16 protein-coding genes are annotated in these 17,217 nt (G+C 75.3%); 14 read left to right on the forward strand and 2 right to left on the reverse strand.

Features of this window, described 5'->3' with window-relative positions:
• Positions 1-241 precede the first annotated feature (241 nt).
• The 9 genes from AB0G08_RS16840 to AB0G08_RS16880 all read left to right on the forward strand — a co-directional run bounded on the left by AB0G08_RS16840 (position 242) and on the right by AB0G08_RS16880 (position 7,857).
• Entirely contained in the window at positions 242-871 is a 630-nt protein-coding gene (locus tag AB0G08_RS16840) for an RNA polymerase sigma factor (protein WP_357880989.1), read from the forward strand.
• 16 nt (positions 872-887) lie between these two features.
• Positions 888-1,697, forward strand: coding sequence for a hypothetical protein (locus AB0G08_RS16845; protein WP_358088309.1), 810 nt, complete (start codon positions 888-890; stop codon positions 1,695-1,697).
• Between the two features lie 177 nt (positions 1,698-1,874).
• The gene (egtA, locus tag AB0G08_RS16850) at positions 1,875-3,107 is read left to right on the forward strand and encodes an ergothioneine biosynthesis glutamate--cysteine ligase EgtA (RefSeq protein ID WP_358088312.1); all 1,233 of its coding nucleotides are present in this window, start codon (positions 1,875-1,877) and stop codon (positions 3,105-3,107) included.
• Positions 3,104-4,438, forward strand: coding sequence for an ergothioneine biosynthesis protein EgtB (egtB, locus tag AB0G08_RS16855; RefSeq protein WP_358088315.1), 1,335 nt, complete (start codon positions 3,104-3,106; stop codon positions 4,436-4,438). Before egtA ends, egtB begins: the two co-directional genes overlap by 4 nt.
• Before the next feature lie 100 nt (positions 4,439-4,538).
• Positions 4,539-5,285, forward strand: a complete 747-nt coding sequence (egtC, locus tag AB0G08_RS16860) for an ergothioneine biosynthesis protein EgtC (RefSeq protein ID WP_358088318.1) — start codon at positions 4,539-4,541, stop codon at positions 5,283-5,285.
• Positions 5,286-5,330: 45 nt separating this feature from the next.
• Positions 5,331-6,296, forward strand: a complete 966-nt coding sequence (gene egtD, locus AB0G08_RS16865) for an L-histidine N(alpha)-methyltransferase (RefSeq protein WP_358088321.1) — start codon at positions 5,331-5,333, stop codon at positions 6,294-6,296.
• 288 nt (positions 6,297-6,584) lie between these two features.
• Entirely contained in the window at positions 6,585-7,172 is a 588-nt protein-coding gene (locus AB0G08_RS16870) for a TMEM165/GDT1 family protein (protein WP_358088324.1), read from the forward strand.
• A gap of 38 nt (positions 7,173-7,210) precedes the next feature.
• Entirely contained in the window at positions 7,211-7,573 is a 363-nt protein-coding gene (locus AB0G08_RS16875) for a DUF1622 domain-containing protein (RefSeq protein WP_357881010.1), read from the forward strand.
• Positions 7,570-7,857 carry a hypothetical protein gene (locus tag AB0G08_RS16880; protein ID WP_358088327.1) on the forward strand — a complete coding sequence of 96 codons (288 nt, stop codon included), beginning with the start codon at positions 7,570-7,572 and terminating at the stop codon, positions 7,855-7,857. The genes AB0G08_RS16875 and AB0G08_RS16880 overlap by 4 nt, the downstream gene beginning before the upstream one ends.
• 30 nt (positions 7,858-7,887) lie before the next feature.
• On the opposite strand, the gene nhaA is transcribed toward AB0G08_RS16880, so the two are convergent.
• A complete protein-coding gene (nhaA, locus tag AB0G08_RS16885; RefSeq protein ID WP_358088330.1) occupies positions 7,888-9,207 on the reverse strand; it encodes a Na+/H+ antiporter NhaA in 1,320 nt (439 codons plus the stop codon).
• A 334-nt stretch (positions 9,208-9,541) separates the two neighbouring features.
• Between nhaA and AB0G08_RS16890 the strand changes: the two genes are divergently transcribed.
• Entirely contained in the window at positions 9,542-11,002 is a 1,461-nt protein-coding gene (locus AB0G08_RS16890) for a polysaccharide biosynthesis tyrosine autokinase (protein ID WP_358088332.1), read from the forward strand.
• On the opposite strand, the gene AB0G08_RS16895 is transcribed toward AB0G08_RS16890, so the two are convergent.
• Positions 10,983-11,537 (reverse strand): low molecular weight phosphatase family protein, encoded by a 555-nt coding sequence (locus AB0G08_RS16895; RefSeq protein WP_358088335.1) that lies wholly within the window; start codon positions 11,535-11,537, stop codon positions 10,983-10,985. The two genes, AB0G08_RS16890 and AB0G08_RS16895, sit on opposite strands and share 20 nt — an antisense overlap.
• 162 nt (positions 11,538-11,699) lie before the next feature.
• Here AB0G08_RS16895 and AB0G08_RS16900 point away from each other — a divergent pair, with 162 nt between their 5' ends.
• From AB0G08_RS16900 to AB0G08_RS16915, 4 genes are all read left to right on the forward strand, one after another.
• Entirely contained in the window at positions 11,700-12,923 is a 1,224-nt protein-coding gene (locus AB0G08_RS16900) for a glycosyltransferase family 4 protein (protein WP_358088338.1), read from the forward strand.
• A gap of 177 nt (positions 12,924-13,100) precedes the next feature.
• On the forward strand, positions 13,101-14,822 hold the full coding sequence (locus tag AB0G08_RS16905; protein WP_358088341.1) for a DUF4012 domain-containing protein: 1,722 nt from the start codon (positions 13,101-13,103) through the stop codon (positions 14,820-14,822).
• 13 nt (positions 14,823-14,835) lie between these two features.
• Positions 14,836-15,477, forward strand: a complete 642-nt coding sequence (locus AB0G08_RS16910; RefSeq protein ID WP_358088343.1) for a hypothetical protein — start codon at positions 14,836-14,838, stop codon at positions 15,475-15,477.
• Between the two features lie 308 nt (positions 15,478-15,785).
• Positions 15,786-17,171, forward strand: a complete 1,386-nt coding sequence (locus tag AB0G08_RS16915) for a protein kinase (RefSeq protein ID WP_358088346.1) — start codon at positions 15,786-15,788, stop codon at positions 17,169-17,171.
• Positions 17,172-17,217 lie beyond the last annotated feature (46 nt).

Consider the following 17,217-nt stretch of genomic DNA (forward strand, 5'->3'; position numbering starts at 1 on the left):
CTACCGTTAGCCCGACTTCGGGCCCGCCCCACGGCGTCGCCGCGGCACCTGCGCCACCGGCCGTGCCGCCACGGCAGGAGTCCAGACGTACCGTCCGGGCGATGCGGTCCCGGGCGTGATCAGGTCAGCGGGGGGCTGAGGGTGCGGGATCAGGTCCGGTTGCCGGGCCGTGCTTGCCTCGCGTACGCCCACGTCGGCGTGCGGGGCCTGCGCGTGTCGACGGGACGGAAGCGGCGGCCCCATGACGGGTGAGCTGAACGAGGCTGTCGTGGCGGCGCAGGCCGGTGACGAGGACGCCTTCCGCTTCCTCTACCGCAGCCTCCAGCCCGGCCTGCTGCGATACCTGACCGCCCTGGTCGGCGCGGACGCCGAGGACGTCGCGTCCGAGGCCTGGCTGCAGATCTCCCGCGACCTGCCCAGCTTCACCGGTGGCGAGTTCCGGGCCTGGACCGTCACCATCGCCCGCAACCGGGCCATGGACCACCTGCGCCGGCAGCGCCGTCGCCCCTCGCTTCCCGTGCCGGTGCAGGCGCTCGCCGAACTGGCCGGCGACGCCGACACCGCGGAACGGGCCGGCGAGACGATCGGCACCGAGGCGGCGCTCGCGCTGATCGCCACCCTGCCGCCCCGCGAGGCCGAGGCCGTCCTGCTCCGCGCGGTCATCGGGCTGGACGCCGAGACCGCCGGCCGGGTGCTCGGCCGCCGGCCCGGCGCCGTGCGCACCGCCGCCCACCGGGGGCTGCGCCGGCTCGCCGCGCTGATGGAACGCCACGACCCGACCCAGTCGCCGGCCGCCCCCGAGGCCGCCGCGCCGCCCCGACCGCGTACCGGCCGGCGGCAGGCGTCGCACGCCGAGCCGGCGGACGGTTGACGTGAGGGGATTCAGCATGTTCTTCCGTCGGGCCGAGCGGCCCGCCGACCGCGACGCGTCCGACCGGCTCCTCGACGCGGCTCGCGCGGGCACGCCCCGTACGCCGGAGACCGACGGGTCCGACCCGCTCGCCCGGCTGCTCTCCGCCGCCGCCGCCCCCGCCCGGCCCGGCGAACTGGCCGGGGAGGAGGACGCCCTGGCCGCGTTCCGGGCGGCCCGCGCGGCCGGCCCCGCCGCCGGGGCGGTCCCGCCGCCACGCCGGCGCCGGTTCACCGCCGGCGCCGTGGCCTGGGGTGCGGGGATCGCCGTCACCGCGACCGCGGGCGCCGCCTTCGCGGCCGTCACCCTGGACCGCGCCGACGACCCGGTCCCGCCGCCCCGCCCCGCCACCCCGACGCCGGCCACCCCGGGGCCGGGCACCACGGAGCCGGAGCGGGACGGGCCCACCGCAGCCACCGGCGGCCACCCCAGCGGGAGCGCGCCCCATCCCTCCGCCGCTCCCACCTCGGGCGCGCCCGTTCCCGGCACCACCGCCGACGGCAGCCGCCGGACGCCGGAGCCGCGCACCGAGGAGCTGCGCGGCCTCTGCCAGGCGTACCTGGCCAGGGGGCCGGCGCAGCGGGACAAGGCCCTGGACACCCCCGCGTTCGCCCAGCTGGTGACCGCGGCGGGCGGCCGGGAGCGGGTGGGGGACTTCTGCGGGGAACTGCTGCCCGAGGCGGCGGCGGAGGAGACGCCGACTGCGCCGAGAAGGGGGCCGACGACACCGCCGACCCCGGCCCCGGACAACGCCGGCCGGCCCGCCCCGGTCACGCCGGGCGGCTGATTTTCCCGCCCCGTTCCGGTGGGGCGGCCCGCCCGTTTCCGCTGCACGTTCCGGCCGGCCGCGCCATGTTCGTCTGCTAGACAGGAGTGCGTGGGGCCGCCGACGCCCTCGCCGACGACGGTGGGTGGCGTTACGGTGACACGGACCGGAAGTCGGCCGGGGAAGGGGGCCCGTCCTGTGGTGACGTCGCCGGAGCTCGACCGGACCACCGTCCTGCGGGAGTCCGCCGCCGCCGAGGGCCACCTCGCGCGCATCTGCTTCAAGACCGGCCCACCGACCCGCACCGGCGTCGAACTCGAATGGACCGTGCACGACGTCGCCGACCCCGCCCGCCCGGTCGACGGCGAGCGGCTCCGGGCGGCCCTGGGGCGACACAGCCCCCGCACCCTCGACCGCGCGAGCCCCGCCGAGCCGCTCCCACACGGTGGCACCGTGACCGTGGAGCCCGGCGGGCAGCTGGAGATCTCCACCGCGCCCCGCTCCTCGCTCGCCACCCTCATCCACGCCACCGACGGCGACATCGCCGAGCTGAGCGGCCTGCTCGACGCCGCCGGGCTGGTCCTCGGGCGCAGCGGCATCGACCCGCACCGGCCGCCCCGCCCGGTGGTCGAAGGCCCCCGCTACCGCGCCATGCGCCACGTCTTCGACCGACGCGGTCCGGCCGGCCGGACGATGATGTACAGCACCGCCGGTCTCCAGGTCTGCCTGGACGCCGGGGAGCCGGAACACCTGCCCGACCGCTGGGCGGCCGTGCACGCGCTCGGGCCGCCCCTGCTGGCCGCGTTCGCCACGGCCGAACGGCACGCCGGTCGCAGCACGGGCTGGGCGTCCGCCCGGATGGCCGCCTGGTACGGCATCGACCCGGCCCGCACCCGTCCCGTCTGGACGCCGGAGACCGACGTCGACCCGGTCACTGCCTGGACCAGGTACGTCCTCGCCGCGCCGCTGCTCTGCGTGCGCGGCGACGGCCCCGACTGGACGCCGCCGCCGGGGATCACGTTCGCCGACTGGGTCGACGGGGCGCTGCCCCGGCCGCCCACCACCGACGACCTCGACTACCACGTGAGCACCCTCTTTCCGCCGGTGCGACCCCGGGGCTACCTGGAGCTGCGCTATCTCGACACGCAGCCCGGTCGGGGCTGGGTGCTCCCGCTCGCCGTGCTGGCCGTCCTGCTCGCCGACCCCGGCACGGTCCGCGCGGCCCGCGTCGTCGCCGGGCCGGTGGCGCACCGCTGGCACGCCGCCGCCCGCCACGGTCTGCGCGACCCGGCGCTGGCCGCCGTGGCGGCCGACCTGTTCGACCTGGCCCTCACGGCCCTGCCCCGGCTCGACCTGCCGGCGGCCCTGCACGACGACATCGACCGAGGCCTACGGCGGCGACGGGACGCCGCGGGGAGGAGTCACCGGTGACCGGAGCGACGACGCGGGTGGGCCCTGAGCAGTTGCGCAGCCGGATCGCGGCGGAGCTGGAACGCACGCGCGCCCGCACCGCCCTGCTGACCGAGGCGGTCGACGAGGCCGACCTGGTGCGGCAGCACTCGCCGCTGATGTCCCCGCTGGTCTGGGACCTCGCCCACGTCGGCAACCAGGAGGAACTCTGGTTGGTCCGGGACGTGGGCGGGCGCGAGCCCGTCCGGCGGGACATCGACGACCTGTACGACGCGTTCAAGCAGCCCCGCCGGGACCGCCCGACCCTGCCGCTGCTGCCCCCGCGGGAGGCCCGGGCCTACCTGCTCACCGTCCGGGAGAAGGTGCTCGACCTGCTGGACCGGGTCGCGTTCACCGACCGGCCGCTGGTCGCCGACGGCTTCGCCTTCGGGATGATCGTGCAGCACGAGCAGCAGCACGACGAGACGATGCTCGCCACCCACCAGCTGCGCGCCGGCCCGGCGGTGCTGCACGCCCCGCCGCCGCCGGAGCCGAGGGTGCGGGTCGACGCCGAGGTGCTGGTGCCGGCCGGCGAGTTCACCATGGGCACCGACACCGACCCGTGGGCGCTGGACAACGAGCGCCCCGCCCACCGGGTCCATCTGCCGGCGTACGTGATCGACGCCGCGCCGGTGACCAACGGGCGCTACCGCGAGTTCATCGCCGACGGCGGCTACGACGACCCGCGCTGGTGGAGCCCGGCCGGCTGGCGGCACCGACGGGAGGCGGAGCTGTCCGCGCCGATGCACTGGCGACGCGACGGCGACGGCTGGGCCTACCGGCGGTTCGGGCGGTGGGCGCCGGTGCGCGACGACGAGCCGGTGGTGCACGTCTGCTACCACGAGGCGCAGGCGTACGCCGCCTGGGCCGGCAAGCGGCTGCCGACGGAGGCGGAGTGGGAGAAGGCGGCCCGCTGGGACCCGGCCACCGGCCGCTCCCGCCGCTACCCCTGGGGCGACGACGACCCCACCGCCGAGCGCGCCAACCTGGGCCAGCGGCACCTGTGGCCCGCCCCGGTGGGCGCCTACCCGGGCGGTGCCTCCCCGCTGGGTGTGCACCAGCTCGTCGGCGACGTGTGGGAGTGGACCTCCACCCCGTTCCGGGGGTATCCCGGCTTCACCGCGTTCCCCTACCGCGAATACTCGGAGGTCTTCTTCGGCGACGACCACCGCGTGCTGCGCGGCGGGTCGTTCGGCACCGACCGGGCCGCCTGCCGGGGCACCTTCCGCAACTGGGACTACCCGATCCGGCGGCAGATCTTCAGCGGCTTCCGATGTGCGCGGGACGCCCGGCCGGAGGAGTCGCAGCCGTGAGGACGCCGCTGCCGGACGGTCGGGTCGCGCGCCGACCGGGCGCCCTGCCCCGGGGCCGGCGCCCGGGGCAGGCCGCCGCCGGGCCGGGCGGTACCGCCTGATGTGCCGCCACCTGGCCTACCTGGGGCCGCCGGTCACCCTGCGGGAACTGCTCTTCGACCCGCCGTACTCCCTCGTGCGGCAGTCCTGGGCGCCGCGCGACATGCGCGGCGGTGGGACGATCAACGCCGACGGCTTCGGCGTCGGCTGGTACCCGGGCGACGGTGAGCCGGTGCGCTACCGGCGGTCGCAGCCGATCTGGAGCGATCCGACCATCGCCCAGCTCGCGGGGGTCACCTCGGCCGGCGCGGTGCTGGCCGCCGTCCGCTCGGCCACGGTGGGCATGGCGGTGCTCGACGGGGCCGCCGCCCCGTTCGCCGAGGGGCGCTGGCTGTTCAGCCACAACGGGGTGGTGCGGGGCTGGCCCGACTCGATGGTCGCGCTCGCCGCCACCCTGCCCGTACGCGACCTGCTCACCCTCGACGCGTCCACCGACTCGGCGCTGCTGTGGGCGCTGGTGCGGCACCGGCTGCGGGCGGGGGTGAAGCCGGCGCGCGCGATCGCCGAGACCGTGACGGCGGTGGCCGGGGCCGCCCCCGGGTCCCGGCTCAACCTGCTGCTCACCGACGGGCGCACCGTGGTGGCCAGCGTGGCCGGGCACGCGCTGTCGATCCGCGCGACGCCGGCCTCGGTGCTGCTGGCCTCCGAGCCGCACGACGACGACCCCGGCTGGCGTGCGGTGCCGGAGGGGCAACTGGTGGAGGCCACCGCGACGGGGGTGCGCGTCCGCGCCCTCGCCGAGGTCTGACCGCCGGGAAACAGAGACGTTCCATCCGACGACGAAGGGGACGACATGGGCGCGGAGCCGCTGGAGATCCACCTGGAGGAGCAGGACCTGGGGCGCAGCCTGCGGGAGGACGTCCGCACCGGCCTGACGGCCGAGGAGAAGTGGCTGCCCCCCAAGTGGTTCTACGACGCCCGCGGCAGCGAGCTGTTCGAGGAGATCACCCGGCTGCCGGAGTACTACCCGACCCGGGCCGAGCGCGCGGTGCTGGCCGAGCGGGCGGCCACGATCGCCGAGCTGACCGGGGCGAAGACGCTGATCGAGCTCGGTTCGGGTTCGTCGGAGAAGACCCGGCTGCTGCTGGACGCGTTCACCAGCCGGGGCGGGCTCGGCACGTTCGTGCCGCTGGACGTGTCGGTCAGCGCGCTGCGCCAGTCCACCGCCGAGATCGCCGCCGACTACCCCGGGCTGCGGGTGCGCGGCATCGTGGGGGACTTCACCCGCCACCTGGACCGCCTGCCGACCGGTGGGCGCCGGCTGGTGCTCTTCCTCGGCGGCACGGTCGGCAACCTCCTGCCGGCCGAGCGGGCGCGGTTCCTCGCCGCGATGCGGGCCGCGCTGGAGCCGGGGGACTGGCTGCTGATCGGCACCGACCTGGTGAAGGACCCGGCGGTGGTCGTGCCGGCGTACGACGACGCGGCCGGGGTCACCGCGGAGTTCAACCGCAACGTGCTGCGGGTGGTCAACCGGGAGCTGGGCGCCGACTTCGACCCGGCGGGGTTCGACCACGTCGCGCTCTGGGACCCGGAGCGGGAGTGGATCGAGATGCGGCTGCGGGCGCGGCGGCCGATGCGCGTCCGGGTGCTCGACCTGACGGTCACCTTCGCCGAGGGCGAGGAGTTGCGCACGGAGGTGTCGGCGAAGTTCCGGCCCGAGGGGATCGCCGCCGAGCTGGGCGCGGCCCGCTTCGCCGCCCACGACTTCTGGACCGACCTGGACGGCCTGTTCGGCGTCACCCTGGCCCGCGCCGAGTGACCGGCGGGGCTGCCCCGGCGTGATCGACGGCGGCCCGCCCGGGGCCGACCGGCGACGGCCGCCGGCGGGTGAGCATCTTCACCCGCCGGGGCCGGCTTGATCGGTGGTCGGCTAGGCTGGGCGGCGCGAAGGGGAGTAGCCCCCAATGTCGTGGTCGACACACTGGTGCGTTCCGCATCCGGCCACGCGGCCTCGGCATCCGAGGCGGGCGAGACCTTCGACCCAGGCTGTAGCAGCCGGGTCGAGGGCGCCCCCGTACCTCCTCCCGGCATGATCCGGAAGGATGTCATGGAAGGTTTCCTCGTCGCGCTGGTGGTCAGCTTCGGCGTCATCTTCGTCGCGGAGCTGGGGGACAAGTCCCAGCTGATGGCCCTGACCTTCGCCACCCGCTTCAAGACCGTACCGGTGCTGATCGGGATCACCGTCGCCACCGCCGTGGTGCACCTGGCCTCGGTGGCGATCGGCTACGGGCTCGGCGCCGCCCTGCCGACGGAGTGGATCTCGCTCGTCGCGGGCGTGGCGTTCCTCGGCTTCGGAGCCTGGACCCTGCGCGGTGACACCCTCACCGAGGAGGAGAAGCGCAAGGCCGAGAAGACCAACAAGTCCGCCATCGTCGCGGTGTCGGTCGCGTTCTTCCTGGCCGAGTTGGGCGACAAGACCATGCTCGCCACCATCACCCTCGCCACCCAGTACGGCTGGTTCGGCACCTGGCTCGGCTCGACGATCGGCATGGTGGCGGCGGACGCGCTCGCCATCCTCGTCGGGCGGATGCTCGGCCGGCGGCTGCCGGAGAAGACCATCAAGTACGGCGCCGCGGTGCTCTTCGCGATCTGCGGGCTCTGGCTGATCCTGGAGGCCGTCACGCAGCTCACCTGACGCCGACTACCGCCCTGCTGGCCGGGTATCGCCAGCGGGTGGGCGTCGAGGAGATCCTGCGCCAGGGCTACCAGAGCCTGGTCACCGCGGTGGAGGTCGCCGGCGCGGTGGTCATCTTCGTCGGGGCGGCCTGGGCGGCGCTGCGGTTCGTGGTCGAGGGACTGCGGCACCGCAGCGCCGCCGTGTTCACCCCGATCCGGCTCTCCCTGGGACGGTTCCTCACCCTCGGGCTGGAGTTCCAGCTCGCGGCCGACATCCTGCGTACGGCGGTCTCGCCGACCTTCGCCCAGATCGGCCAGCTGGCCGCCATCGCCGCGATCCGGACCGCGCTGAACTACTTCCTGGGCCGGGAGATCCGCCAGGAGCAGCAGCAGGTCCGCCAGGCGGAGCGCGGCGGGTGACGATCCGCGCCCTGGTCACCGCCACCACCGCCCTCGCCGCCCTGGCCGGGCTGGCGGTGCTGCTCGGCGCGGGCTCGTGGCGGTGCGCGATGCGGGTGTTGCTGGATCTGCTGACCGCCGCCGGGCTGTTGCGCCTGGCCGGCGACCAGGGCTGGACGGACCTGGCCGCGGCGGCGGCGATCGTCGTGCTGCGCCGGCTGCTCTGGGCCGCGCTCACCGCCGGCGGGCCGCCGTCGCGTGCGGGGCGGGACCGCGCCGGCGCGGCCCCGGAGGCGCCCGGGTGAACCGACGGCCGGCCGGCGGTGCCCCCGGTCTCAGCCCTCCCCGCGCTGGTAGACGTCCGGCACGCCGTCGCGGTCGGCGTCCACCCGTTCCGCCTCGGCGATGCGCCGGTAGGCGGCGTTGCGCCGCACCAGCACGACCGTGGCGAGCAGCGCGGCGATGACCGAGCCGGTCAGCACGGCCGCCTTGACGTTGTCGTCGGCGGCGCTGCCGGGGCCGAACGCGAGTTCGCCGATCAGCAGGGAGACGGTGAACCCGATCCCGGCGAGCAGCGCCACGCCGAGCAGGTCCGTCCAGGTGATGTCCTCGTCGAGCTGGGCCCGGGTGAACCGGGCGAGCAGGAAGGTCGAGCCGAAGATCCCGACGGCCTTGCCGAGCACCAGACCGGCGACGACGCCGATCACGATCGGGTCGGTGGCGATGGCGCCCAGGTCGGCGCCCCGCAGCGACACCCCCGCCGCGAAGAACGCGAAGATCGGCACGGCGAACCCGGCCGAGATCGGGCGCCAGCGGTGCTCGAGGTGCTCCGCGAGCCCGTGCGAGTCGCCGGCCTTGCCCCGCAGGACGGGCACGGTGAAGCCCAGCAGGACGCCCGCCACGGTGGCGTGCACCCCGGAGGCGTGCATCAGCGTCCAGGCGGTGACCGCGAGCGGGATCAGCGCCCACCACCAGGTCTTGCGCCGCTGCACGAGCAGGCCGAAGAGGGCGATCGGGGCCAGGGCGGCGAGCAGCGGCAACGGGCTGAAGTCGTCGGTGTAGAACATCGCGATGATGGTGATGGCGAGCAGGTCGTCGACCACCGCGAGGGTGAGCAGGAAGGCGCGCAGGCCCTGCGGCAGGTGGGAGCCGATGACGGCCAGCACGGCCAGGGCGAAGGCGATGTCCGTCGCGGTGGGAATGGCCCAGCCCCGCAGCCCGTCGCCGCCGGCGTTGACCGCGAGGTAGATCAGGGCGGGCGCCGCCATGCCGCCGACCGCCGCGACCACGGGCAGTGCCGCCCGGCGCGGGTCACGCAGTTCGCCCGCGACGAACTCCCGCTTGAGTTCCAGCCCGACGACGAAGAAGAAGATCGCCAGCAGGCCGTCGGCGGCCCAGGCGGCCAGGCTCAGGTCCAGGTGCAGGGCCGCCCCGCCCGACCAGGGCACCCACGCGCCGAGGGCGGCGTAGGCGGGCTCCCAGGGCGAGTTGGCCCAGACCAGCGCGATCACCGCGCCGAGCAGCAGGAGGCCGCCGCCGACGGTCTCGGTGCGCAGCACGTTGGCCAGGAACCGGGCCTCCGGCCAGGACGTACGCGAGAAGAACCGGCGGTTCGGGCGCTCGGGGCGGTCGGCGTGCGGGGTGCGGTCGGTCATGTGCGGGATCCACCTCGGGTCTCGGGCAGCACGGGTCGACGCCGACCAGGCTTCCCGGCACACCGTCCCCGACCCTATCCAGCACCGCCCTGAGCGGCGAGTCGGGACGGGCGATTGCCGGTGACGTCACGTCCGGTCGGTCCCACCCCGCCACCCGGAACGCCGTACGGCCGTTTGTCCGGTGGTGGGTCGGGCGCATGTGTCAAGGGGTGAAACCGCATAACTCGGGACATAAGGCGTATGAGTCGCTTTAATGGTTTCACGAGATTAAGTCGACCTTGGGGGTTTTCGTGAAGTTCTTTGGCGTTACCGGCCTGGTACGGAGGCGCGCCTGATGGACCTGTACCGCCAACTCCGCCTCGTGCGCCGGCACTGGTGGATCGTGCTCCTCACCGTCATGGTCGCGCTCGGTGTCACCGCCCTCGTCACCGTCCGGGCCCAGCCCCGCTACGTGGCGTCGGTGACCTTCTTCGTCACCACGCCCAGCCAGGGCGTCACCGACGCCTACCAGGGCGGTCTCTTCCTCCAGCAGCGGGTCAAGTCCTACGCCGAGTTGCTGACCAGCGACCGGCTCGCGCAGAGCGTGGTCGCCGAGAACCCGGTCGGGCTCACCGCCGAGGAGGTCCAGCGCCGGGTCAGCACCTCCACCGAGACCGGCACCGTGCTGCTGCGCGCGTCGGTGACCGACACGGACCAGAACCGGGCCCTGAAGGTCACCGAGGTGCTCGCCGCGAAGTTCGTCGAGCTGGTGCAGAAGGTGGAGACGACCCAGGACGGCAAGGCCGGCCCGATCAGGATCGAGGTGGTCAGCGGGCCCCGGGTCACCCCGACCCCCGTGTCGCCCCAGCCGGTCCGCAACTTCGCCGTGGGTACCCTCCTCGGCCTGCTCGCCGGCGTGGGCCTGGCGGTCTTGCGCGGGGTCGCCGACGTCCGCCTGCGCGACGCCGCCGGCCTGCAACGCACCACCGGCAGCCCGCTGCTCGGCGAGATCCCCTTCGAGAGCACCGCGAAGTCGGAGCCGTTGATCGTCGGCGAGGCGGCGAACTCCGCGCGGGCCGAGGCGGTCCGCAAGCTGCGCACCAACCTGCGCTTCGTCGACGTGCACGAGCCCGCCCGCGTCATCGCGGTCACCAGTGCCCTGCAGGGCGAGGGCAAGACCACGCTCTCCTGCAACCTGGCGATCGCCCTGGCCGAGGCCGGCTGGCGGGTGCTGCTGGTCGACGCCGACCTGCGCCGCCCGAAGGTCGCCGACTACCTGGGGCTCGACGCCGGCATCGGGCTCACCGACGTGCTGGTCGGCGACGTCCAGGTCGGTGACGTGGTGCAGCGCTGGGGCGACAAGTCCCTGCTGGTGCTCCCGAGCGGCTCGGCCCCGCCGAACCCCAGCGAGCTGCTCGGCTCCAAGGCGATGGCGGACCTGCTGCTCGCCCTGCGGGAGTCCGCCGACATCGTCATCATCGACACCGCCCCGCTGCTGGCCGTGACCGACGGCGTGGTGGTGGCCGTGCAGGCCGACGGCGCACTCCTGGTCTCGCAGCAGGGCCGCACCTCGCGCAGCCAGGTGGTGCAGGCCGCCCGCGCCCTGAACTCGGTCTCCGTCCGGCTGCTCGGCTGCGTGCTGAACATGGCCAAGGTGGCCAAGGCCGAGGCGTACCAGTACGAGGCCTACCGGGTGGTCACCGGTGCCGCGACCGCTGACGCGCCGGCCGACCCGGCCACGACCGCCCGGCACGCGGAGCGGATCGACGGCGTCGTCAGCGACCGTACGCAGGAACTCACCCGGCTGTCCCGATGAGCGCCGCGAGGGGGCGCATCGCGCGTTCGATCTCCTCCGCACAGCGTCGGAAGTCGGCGACGGTACCGCCGAGCGGGTCCCGCAGGTCGTCCGCGTCCGCGGTGGCGGGTTGCAGCCGCCCCCGGGCGCGGGCGGCCGCCTCGACCGCCGCCCGCAGGGGGCCGTCGGTCGGCTCCGTCGTCGGGTCGACGGCCGCGGCCAGCCGGCCGAACTGGCGCAGGGTGAACGTCCGGTGCAGCGCGGCCGGCGCGAGCGCGGTGCACACCGAACGCTGGCGGCGCGTCGCCGCCAGCACCAGCGTCGCCCCGACCAGGTGCTCCCGGCGCAGCCGCCGGCTGCGGAAGTCGGTGGGGTCCCCGCCGGTCTCCGCCGCCAGGTCCGCCGCGTACGGGTGCATCGGCAGGTCGTCGACGGCGTCCGTGCCGGCGCTGGCGACCGTCACCGCGCGCCCGGCCAGCAGGCGACGGGCGATGTACTCGGCCATGGGTGAGCGGCACAGGTTGGCGTGGCAGACGAACAGCACCCGGTCGACCATGCGGACCCCTCTCGTCGGTGCCGTCGCGGACGGTGGCGTCGCGACGGCCGCCGGCCGGCGGAGCCGGCCGGAGGTGGAGGGGTTGTCGGCATCGTACGCGGGCCGGGCGCGTGCACGTCACGCTGCCGCGCCGAGGAGTCCCCTCCGGACGGAGGCGGGTCGGTGAGGATCGGGATCCTGACGTACCACTTCCCGCCCGAGCCGGCGTTCATCCCGGGCAGCCTCGCCGAGGAGCTCGCCGTGCGGGGGCACGAGGTGAAGGTGCTGACCGGCTTCCCGGACTATCCCGGCGGTCACGTCTACCCGGGCTGGCGGCAGCGCTGGCGGCACGAGACCCGCAGCGAGCGGCTGACCGTGCGGCGGGTCCCGCGTTACTCCGCGGGGGACGGGTCGGTCCGCAGCCGGATGGCCGGGCACCTGTCGTTCGCCGGCAGCGCGACGTTGGCCGGGCGGTCGTACCTGGCCGACGTCGACGCCCTCTACGTCCACCTGCCGCCGGCGAACGCCTTCGCCGCGGTGGGCCTGCTCCGCCTGCTGGGCCGGGTGCCGACCGTCGTGCACGTGCAGGACGTCTGGGCGGAGGACGAGCCGGTCGGGGCCGAGAACGGGCGGTGGGCCGGGCGCGTCGCCGCCGCGATGACGCGGGCCTACCGGGCCGCCGACGGGATCGCCGTCGCCGCGCCGTCGCTGCGCGACCGGGTCGTCGCGGCGGGCGCGGACCCGTCCCGGGTGCGGGTGGTGCTCAACTGGACCGACGAGCGGATCTTCCACCCCGCCCGGCCCAGCCGCGCGGCCCGCCGGCTGGTCCGGCGCGACGAGCGCTGCGTGGTCATGCACGCCGGCACCATCGGCGCCCGGCAGGGCCTGGAGACGGCGGTACGGGCGGCGGCGGCGCTGGGCCACACGGTGGACCTCGTCCTGGTGGGCTCGGGCGCGGACGAGCGGCGGGTGCGGGGGCTCGCCGCCGACCTGCGTGCCGAGAACGTGCGCTTCGTCGAGCGGCGCTCGCCGCCGGACATGCCTGACCTGTACGCCGCCGCCGACTACCAGCTCGTCATGCTGCGGGACCTACCCGAGCTGCGCAGCACCCTGCCGGCGAAGCTCCAGGCGGCGTTCTCCTGCGCCGTGCCCGTGGTGGCCTCCGCCGGCGGCGACACCGCCGACCTCGTGGAACGGGCCCGGGCGGGGCTCTCCTGCCCGCCGGGGGACTGGGCGAGCCTGGCCGACCGGTTCTGGCTGGCCGCCACCATCCCGCCGCCCGCCCGGGCCGACATGGGCCGGCGCGGCCGGGAGGCGTACCTGCGGGAGATGTCGATGTCGGCGGGTGTCGACCGGATCGAGCGGCTGCTGTACGACGCCGCCGCCGGGCGCTCCGGCGTGCGGTGAGCGGCGAGCGGGGCTCGCGTACCGGTCAACTGCGTCATCTCTGGGCGAAAACGATCGTTAGCAGTGAGGAACGGCAGCGGGACGGGGTCCGCCCGCCGTTTCCCGGGAAGGACGTGTGGTGTGACGGAGAACGCGAGACCGCGTCGACGGCGTGGTCGTTCCCGCCGGCGGCGGCAGGTGCGCAGGGCCCTGCTCGCCGCCCTCGTGGTGGGCTCGCTGCTGCTGCTGACCGGCGGCTGGGTGGGCTTCCGGGGCTGGCAGGCCCGCGCCCACCTGCTCAACGCCGCCGGCCTGGCCCGGGAACTCAGCGCCCAGGTGGTCGGGGGCGACACCGCCAGGGCGCAGCGCACCCTCGCGGCGCTCCAGGAGCAGTCCGGCAGCGCCCGCGCGGCGACCGGTGACCCCGGCTGGTCGGTCGGGCGGCACACCCCGTACGCGGGGGACAACCTGGCCGCCGTCCGGCAGATCTCGGTGGCCATTGACGACCTGGCCCGGCAGGCGTTCCCGCCGCTGCTGCGCGCCGACCTGACCAGCATGGTGCCGGCGGGCGGGCGGCTGGACGTGGGCCGGCTGCGGGCCCTGTCGGCCGAGCTGACCACGGTCAACGCCACGGTGCAGGGCGCCCGGAGCAGCCTCGCGTCGGTGCCCACCGGCGGCCTGGTCGCCCAGGTCCGGCAGGCGCTCGCCGACCTGCGGGGCGAGATCGACCGGCTGGCCAACCTGACCGCCGCCGCGGACCAGGCCACCCGACTGCTCCCGCCGCTGCTGGGCGCCGACGGCCCCCGCACCTACCTCGTGGTCTCCCAGAACCCCGCCGAGCTGCGCGCCACCGGCGGCATGATCGGCGCGTACGCCGTCATCCACGCGGCCGACGGCCGGGTCCGGATGGGTCGGCAGGGCACCAGCAGCACGCTGGGCCGGTTCCAGCCGCCGCTGAAGGTGCCCGCGGAGGTGCGCGGCCTCTGGGCCGACCTGCCCGGGATCTACCCGGCCGACGTCAACCTCACCCCGCACTTCCCGACCGCCGCCGCCCTCTACCGGGAGATGTTCCGGCGCCGCACGAAGACCACGGTGGACGGCGTGCTCGCCGTCGACCCGGTGGTGCTGTCGTACCTGCTCAAGGCCACCGGCCCGGTGATGGTGCCCGGCGGGGCCCCGCTGGCCGCCGAGAAGGTCGTGCAGACGGTGCTCAGCGACAGCTACCAGCGGATGGACAACGAGAAACAGGACGCCTTCTTCGCCGCCTCCGCCGCCGCCGTGTTCGACGCGCTGGTCACGAAGAATGTAGACCCGAAGGCGTTGTTGTCCGCATTTGACCGTGCTGTCACTGAACGCCGGATATTGTTCTGGAGTGCCCGACCTGAAGAGCAACGGACCATCGGCGACAGCCGGATGGCCGGGGCGCTTCCGGAGAAGGACACCGTGCCGACGGTCGGCGTGTTCCTCAACGACGGCAGCGGCGCGAAGCTCGGCTACTACCTCCGGCCGTCGGCGACCCTGGCGGTCGGCGGCTGCCGGCCCGACGGCCGCCGGGAGCTCCGGCTCCGGGTCACGCTGCGTTCGTCGGCGCCGGAGTCGGGGCTCAGCGAGTCGGTCCTCGGTCTCGGTCTGGCCGGTGACCCGTACACCGTCCGCACGTTGGTGTCGGTGCACAGCCCGGCGGGCGGGGCGGTGCTCGCCGCCCGCCTGGACGGCGTCGAGACGGCGGTGGGCAGCGGCACCGAACGGCGCCGCCAGGTCGGCACCGTCAACGTCGAGGTCGGCCCGGGGGACTCCCGCACGTTGGAGGTCACCGTGCTGACGGCGGCCACCGGCGTCGGCACCGCCGAGCTGTGGCTGACCCCCACCGCCACCCCATGGACCACCCAAGTTGTTTCCGCACCAAGCTGTGATCAGTAGGAGGGAACCAATCATGCGGCTATCCCGCATCATCATGGCGCTCACGGTCGGTGTGGCCGTGCTGGCCGCGCCGACCGCAGCGGGGGCGGCGCAGCCGCAGCCGGCGCCGGGCACCGGAACGCCACAGCCCCCGGTCTACCCGCCGGGCGGCGACCCGACGCTCGCGGTGAGCCCGCCGACCGTCGTGGTCGGCCAGACCGCCACCCTGATCGGCAAGGGCTGGGGGCCGGGCGAGACGGTGATCATCACCGTCAGCCCGCCGCCGTTCGCCGCCGCCGTGCCGGGCGCCGACCAGGCGCGCCGCAGCAACGGGGAGCTGGTCGCCATGGCGCCGGTCTCGTTCCAGCGGGCGCCCCAGCCGAGCCCCAGGACCCTGACGGTCACGGCGGACGGTCGCGGCGAATTCCGCACCACCTACACGCCGCGTCACCACGGCACGTACACCTTCCGCGCCGAAGGCCAGACGTACCACCGAGTGGCGACCGCGACGCTGACCGTGCTCAAGAAGCACGCGCCGCCGCTGCCCGTCACGGGCGACAGCCTGAGCACCCCGATGAAGTTCGGCGGTGGCCTCGTCGGCGCCGGCGCGGTGCTCCTGCTGCTCTCGCTGGTCTGGCGCAAGCGCCACCGCCTCGGCATGGGGGCCGCGCGCTGACGGTGGAACGCCTCCGGGCAGGGCCCGGACACCGCGAAAGGGCTGGCGCCCGTCGGACACCTCCGACGGGCGCCAGCTCGTGCCGTGCCGCCCTGTCCGCTCCCGCCGCGCCGGCCCACCCGGGTGCGGCGCGGCCCGCCCTCGGCGGGGGAGCCACCAGGCACACGGCCGGCGACGAGGCCTGCCCGCGTCGTCCACGGCAGGGCCAGCCGGCCGTCCGGGCACCCTCGTCCGCCAGGCGGGGACATGGCACCATGACCGTGTCCTCCGCCGCCGGGTGGCCGGGGCACGACATCGATGGAGTCGGGATGACAGGACTGGCCGGCGCGCCGGTGCCGGGGCTGGCGCCACTGTGGACGCACGACCCGGTCACCGCCGGCCCCTACCGGCTGGTCGGCCGGCTGGGCGCGGGCGGTCAGGGAGTGGTCTACCTCGGCGAGGACGACCAGGGCCACCAGGTGGCGGTCAAGATGATCAACATCGACCTGAGTGATCCCCGGGCCCGGTCGCAGTTCATGAAGGAGATCGCCGCGGCGCGCCGCGTGGTCCCGTTCTGCACCGCCCAGGTGCTCTTCGCCGACGTGGACGGCGAACGGCCCTACGTGGTCAGCGAGTTCATCGAGGGCCCGACCCTCTACCGGCACGTCCGCGAGCAGGGACCGGTCGCCGGCAACGCCCTGCACCGCCTCGCCGTCGGCACCGCCACCGCGCTCGCCGCCATCCACCGCTCCGACGTCGTGCACTGCGATCTGAAGCCGGACAACGTGGTGCTCGGCCGCGACGGTCCCCGGGTGATCGACTTCGGCATCGCCCGCGCCCTGGGCGTCACCGAGACGGTGACGAGCCGGGTCATGGGGACCACCGCGTACATGGCCCCGGAGCGGTTCCGCAACGACTCGGTCGGCCCGCCCTGCGACGTCTTCGCCTGGGCCGCCACCATCGCCTTCGCCGCCGGGGGCCGGCCGCCGTTTGGCAACGACTCCCTCTTCGCGGTGATGCACCGGGTGCTGAACGACCCGCCCGACCTGCCCCCGCTGCCGCCGGGCCTGGACGAGCTGATCCGGCAGTGCCTGGCCAAGGAACCGGCGGACCGGCCGCAGGCCGAACAGGTGCTGATGCGGCTGCTCGGGCAGGACGTCGGGGCCGCCGGCCCGCTGCGCCGGGAGACCGTGCTCCAGTTGGGCAACGAGACCGCCGGCGCGCCGACGCCGAACCAGCCGCTGCCGTTGCCCCGTACCGCGTCGGAGCCGCCGGCGGCCCGGTCGGAGCCGACGGCACCGGTCCGGGTCGGTACGACGCCGGCGCCGGTGCCGGCGCCCACGGGCCGAGCGGCACCGACGCCACCGACCCGGGTCGGTACGGCACCGGTGCCGACGGCACGGCCGGAATGGACGGTGTCGCCGGAGGACCGGGAGACGCCGCGGAGTCCGTCCGCGGTCCCCGCCACCGGCGGCCCCGCGACGCCGTCCGAAACGGAGGATGGCGGCTGGGGGCGGCGGCTGCGCCGTGAGTCGGTCGACGCCGGAGGCATCTCGACCGCGATCTTCCTCGGCTCGGTCGGCGCCGCCGCCGGCTACGTCGCCTCGACCGCGGTGGGCTCGGCCGCGGCGACCGGGGCGAGCACCTTCGTCGTGGTCTACGTGGTGCGGCTGCTGGTCGCGACGGCGCTCGGCGGCCGGTCCGACCGCTCCTGACCGAGGGGCGGCGGGCCCGGCACCGCCGTTGGCGCCGCACCGATAG

This window comes from Micromonospora sp. NPDC023644 (genome assembly GCF_040640115.1).
Taxonomy (GTDB): Bacteria; Actinomycetota; Actinomycetes; order Mycobacteriales; family Micromonosporaceae; genus Micromonospora.

Coding starts and splice junctions, on each gene's coding strand:
- AB0G08_RS16840 (WP_357880989.1), top strand. CDS start 242: ATGACGGGTGAGCTGAACGAGGCTGTCGTGGCGGCGCAGGCCGGTGAC.
- AB0G08_RS16845 (WP_358088309.1), top strand. CDS start 888: ATGTTCTTCCGTCGGGCCGAGCGGCCCGCCGACCGCGACGCGTCCGAC.
- egtC (WP_358088318.1), top strand. CDS start 4,539: ATGTGCCGCCACCTGGCCTACCTGGGGCCGCCGGTCACCCTGCGGGAA.
- egtD (WP_358088321.1), top strand. CDS start 5,331: ATGGGCGCGGAGCCGCTGGAGATCCACCTGGAGGAGCAGGACCTGGGG.
- AB0G08_RS16870 (WP_358088324.1), top strand. CDS start 6,585: ATGGAAGGTTTCCTCGTCGCGCTGGTGGTCAGCTTCGGCGTCATCTTC.
- nhaA (WP_358088330.1), bottom strand. CDS start 9,207: ATGACCGACCGCACCCCGCACGCCGACCGCCCCGAGCGCCCGAACCGC.
- AB0G08_RS16890 (WP_358088332.1), top strand. CDS start 9,542: ATGGACCTGTACCGCCAACTCCGCCTCGTGCGCCGGCACTGGTGGATC.
- AB0G08_RS16895 (WP_358088335.1), bottom strand. CDS start 11,537: ATGGTCGACCGGGTGCTGTTCGTCTGCCACGCCAACCTGTGCCGCTCA.
- AB0G08_RS16910 (WP_358088343.1), top strand. CDS start 14,836: ATGCGGCTATCCCGCATCATCATGGCGCTCACGGTCGGTGTGGCCGTG.
- AB0G08_RS16915 (WP_358088346.1), top strand. CDS start 15,786: ATGACAGGACTGGCCGGCGCGCCGGTGCCGGGGCTGGCGCCACTGTGG.